Origin of the sequence: Parasutterella muris, from assembly GCF_943193095.1 — a bacterium.
Taxonomy (GTDB): domain Bacteria; phylum Pseudomonadota; class Gammaproteobacteria; order Burkholderiales; family Burkholderiaceae_F; genus Parasutterella; species Parasutterella muris.
Genome location: NZ_CALPCV010000061.1, coordinates 1 through 2,444 on the forward strand (window position 1 = coordinate 1; position 2,444 = coordinate 2,444).

1 protein-coding gene and 1 pseudogene are annotated in these 2,444 nt (G+C 41.9%); both read right to left on the reverse strand.

Going from position 1 to position 2,444, the window contains the following annotated elements; all coding sequences use genetic code 11:
* Positions 1-118: 118 nt before the first annotated feature.
* Positions 119-1,168: pseudogene (locus NFR90_RS11770) on the reverse strand (reverse transcriptase domain-containing protein); the annotation flags it as partial.
* A 317-nt stretch (positions 1,169-1,485) separates the two neighbouring features.
* A partial coding sequence (locus NFR90_RS11775) for an exonuclease/endonuclease/phosphatase family protein (RefSeq protein WP_251453141.1) occupies positions 1,486-2,444 on the reverse strand: 959 nt, incomplete at its 5' end.

Consider the following 2,444-nt stretch of genomic DNA (forward strand, 5'->3'; position numbering starts at 1 on the left):
TAGGATATGTGTATATTTTGCATATATAGTTTTATTTATTTATCTTATGTCGATATGTATAATATGGCAATATATGTACCAAATAAACATGTAGAATATTTCTTCAGTTCAGTTCAGTTCAGTCGCTCAGTCGTGTCCGACTCTTTGCGACCCCATGAATCGCAGCACGCCAGGCCTCCCTGTCCATCACCAACTCCCGGAGTTCACTCAGACTCATGTCCATTGAGTCAGTGATGCCATCCAGCCATCTCATCCTCTGTCGTCCCCTTCTCCTCCTGCCCCCAATCCCTCCCAGCATCAGAGTCTTTTCCAATGAGTCAACTCTTCGCATGAGGTGGCCAAAGTACTGGAGTTTCAGCTTCAGCATCATTCCTTCCAAAGAAATCCCAGGGCTGATCTCCTTCAGAATGGACTGGTTGGATCTCCTTGCAGTCCAAGTGACCCTCAAGAGTCTTCTTCCACACCACAGTTCAAAAGCACCAATTCTTCGGCACTCAGCCTTCTTTATAGTCCAACTCTCACATCCATACATGACTACTGGAAAAACCATAGCCTTGACTAGATGGACCTTTGTTGGCAAAGTAATGTCTCTGCTTTTTAATATGCTGTCTAGGTTGGTCATAACTTTCCTTCCAAGGAGTAAGCATCTTTTAATTTCATGGCTGCAGTCACCATCTGCAGTGATTTTGGAGCCCCCAAAAATAAAGTCTGACACTGTTTCCACTGTTTCCCCATCTATTTGCCATGAAGTGATGGGACCAGATGCCATGATCTTAGTTTTCTGAATGTTGAGCTTTAAGCCAACTTTTTCACTCTCCTCTTTCACTTTCATCAAGAGGCTTTTTAGTTCCTCTTCACTTTCTGCCATAAGGGTGGTGTCATCTGCATATCTGAGGTTATTGATATTTCTCCCAGCAATCTTGATTCCAGCTTGTGCTTCTTCCAGCCCAGCATTTCTCATGATGTACTCTGCATATAAGTTAAATAAGCAGGGTGACAATATACAGCCTTGATGTACTCCTTTTCCTATTTGGAACCAGTCTGTTGTTCCATGTCCAGTTCTAACTGTTGCTTCCTGACCTGCATACAGATTTCTCAAGAGGCAGGTCAGGTGGTCTGGTATTCCCATCTCTTTCAGAATTTTCCACAGTTTATTGTGATCCACACAGTCAAAGGCTTTGGCATGTCAATAAAGCAGAAATAGATGTTTTTCTGGAACTCTCTTGCTTTTTCCATGATCCAGCGGATGTTGGCAATTTGATCTCTGGTTCCTCTGCCTTTTCTAAAACCAGCGTAAACATCAGGGAGTTCACGGTTCACATATTCCTCAAACCTGGCTTGGAGAATTTTGAGCATTACTTTACTAGCGTGTGAGATGAGTGCAATTGTGCAGTAGTTTGAGCATTCTTTGGCATTGCCTTTCTTTGGGATTGGAATGAAAACTGACCTTTTCCAGTCCTGTGGCCACTGCTGAGTTTACCAAATTTACTGGCATATTGAGTGCAGCACTTTCACAGCATCATCTTTTAGGATTTGAAATAGCTCAGCTGGAATTCCATCAACTCCACTAGCTTTGTTTGTAGTGATGCTTCCTAAGGCCCACTTGACTTCACATTCCAGGATGTCTGGCTCTCGATGAGTGATCACACCATTGTGATTATCCGGGTCATGAAGATCTTTTTTGTACAGTTCTTCCATGTATTCTTGCCACCTCTTCTTAATATCTTCTGCTTCTGTTAGGTCCATACCATTTCTGTCCTTTATTGAGCCCATCTTTGCATGAAATGTTCCCTTGGTATCTCTAATTTTCTTGAAGAGATCTCTAGTCTTTCCTATTCTGTTGTTTTCCTCTATTTCTTTGCATTGATCGCCGAAGAAGGCTTTCTTATCTCTTCTTGCTATTCTTTGGAACTCTGCATTCAGATGCTTATATCTTTCCTTTTCTCCTTTGCTTTTTGCTTCTTTTCTTTTCACAGCTATTTGTAAGGCCTCCCCAGACAGCCATTTTGCTTTTTTGCATTTCTTTTCCATGGGGATGGTCTTGATCCCTGTCTCCTGTACAATGTCACGAACCTCATTCCATAGTTCATCAGGCAGTCTATCTATCAGATCTAGGCCCTTAAATCTATTTCTCACTTCTACTGTATAAGGGATTTGATTTAGGTCATACCTGAATGGTCTAGTAGTTTTCCCTACTTTCTTCAATTTAAGTCTGAATTTGGTAATAAGGAGTTCATGATCTGAGCCACAGTCAGCTCCTGGTCTTGTTTTTGTTGACTGTATAGAGCTTCTCCATCTTTGGCTGCAAAGAATATAATCAATCTGATTTCGGTGTTGACCATCTGGTGATGTCCATGTGTAGAGTCTTCTCTTGTGTTGTTGGAAGAGGGTGTTTGCTATGACCAGTGCATTTTCTTGGCAAAACTCTATTAGCCTTTGCCCTG